Consider the following 1654-nt stretch of genomic DNA (forward strand, 5'->3'; position numbering starts at 1 on the left):
CGTTGTACCCTAGTTTAACTCGTAACGGCTACGGGTCTGGGAACAGAGGAGTATAGCATATATGTTGGTAGCCGGAGGGGTCTTAGGCTCCTCCATAGTTTCTTTAAGGCCCAACAATTTTTATTTTAACTATATATAATAAACTTTATACTGTCTGCCGGCATAGCGGGAAAACGACCTTAATGGAGGCAGTACAGACACGCAAGCCCGGAGCTGTTGATAGGAAGTACCTTTGGACAGTGCTCTCCGTAACTACTATAGGCGCATTCATGGCCGGGCTAGACACACGCATAGTAGTGGTGGGCTTAGACGCTGTGGCTAAGGCGCTCCACGCTGACATAGAGCAGGCACTATGGTTCACCCAGGCATACATGCTAGGGAGCACGTTGATGCTGCTGCTCGTGGGTCGTCTGGCAGACCTCTACGGCCGGGTAAAGCTCTACGTCGCGGGATTCCTGGTCTTCACGATCGGTTCCCTTCTAGCCGGGACATCGACCTCCCCGGAGATGCTTATCTCTACACGTTTCCTTCAAGGGCTTGGGGGAGGTATACTGGGGACTGTTAGCGCGGCAATTGTTACGGATGCCGCTGCGGGGGGCCCTCTCGCCTTTGCATTGAGCATAAACTCTCTGGCCTTCAGGATCGGCTCGCTCCTTGGCTTGACGCTTGGAGGACTCATCATAGGACTCTTCGACTGGAGATATATCTTCTGGATAAACGTCCCCGTGGGCCTTCTAGCATCCTGGTGGGGGTTAAAGGCTCTAAGGGAGACGTACAGGCCTGTCGAGGCCAAGAAGATGGACTGGCCAGGCTTCCTAGCTTTCACGGCCTTCATGGTGTCTATCCTGTTGGCGCTAACCTTTGAGGCATACGGCTTGTCGTATAGGAGGATAGTGAACATCTTGTTGTCCTCGTCTCTAGTCTCACTAGTAGTCTTCGGGTTGTGGGAGCTAAGATCAAGGCACCCCCTGCTAGACCTTAGGCTCTTCCGGGTATGGGGCTTTACGGGCGGGGTCATAGCACAGTTCCTCAACGCTATAGCCTTCGGCTCCGTGATGCTCTTATTCACGCTGTACTTTGAGGTCGGGAAGGGCGTCTCCGCGGCTGGCACCGGTCTACTCATTCTTCCCTACGAGCTTTCCTTCCTCGTCTTCAGCCTGTTGAGCGGGAAGCTCTCGGACAAGTACGGATACGTGTACTTCTCCATTGCAGGCCTACTAATAGGAAGTGCCGCGCTGTTCATACTCTCCGGCCTCACCCTGTCTACGCCTTACCATGTCTTCGCGCTTGGATCTGCACTCCTAGGAGCTGGGAACGGCCTCTTCATCTCGCCCAACAACAGCGCGATAATGTCCTCTGTCCCCGAGCACAGGAGGGGGATAGCCTCAGCACTCAGGAATGTCTTATTCAACCTGGGCCTCACGCTGAGCCTAAACATCTCGGTCCTGCTCTTGTCTAGCAGGCTATCATATAGCCTTATAACGAAACTCCTGATATCAGCCGAGCTAGACCAGGCAACCCTGGACAGTGGACGTAGGTATTTGGCTTTAGCCATAGGAGAGACGTTCCGCATCCTCGGGATAGTTAACCTCTCAGCGGCGATATTCTCGTTCAGCAGGGTTAAGTCAAGTATTAGGTAGCTTCACCTGGAACT

1 protein-coding gene is annotated in these 1654 nt (G+C 53.4%); it reads left to right on the forward strand.

Annotated features, from left to right (window positions below; translation table 11 throughout):
- The first annotated feature begins 182 nt into the window (after positions 1–182).
- Positions 183–1640, forward strand: a complete 1458-nt coding sequence (locus tag ACP5KC_RS10560; RefSeq protein ID WP_428287570.1) for an MFS transporter — start codon at positions 183–185, stop codon at positions 1638–1640.
- The last annotated feature ends 14 nt before the right edge of the window (positions 1641–1654 follow it).

Origin of the sequence: Infirmifilum sp., assembly GCF_049970975.1 — an archaeon.
Taxonomy (GTDB): Archaea; Thermoproteota; Thermoprotei; order Thermofilales; family Thermofilaceae; genus Thermofilum; species Thermofilum uzonense.

Coding starts and splice junctions, on each gene's coding strand:
- ACP5KC_RS10560 (WP_428287570.1), top strand. CDS start 183: ATGGAGGCAGTACAGACACGCAAGCCCGGAGCTGTTGATAGGAAGTAC.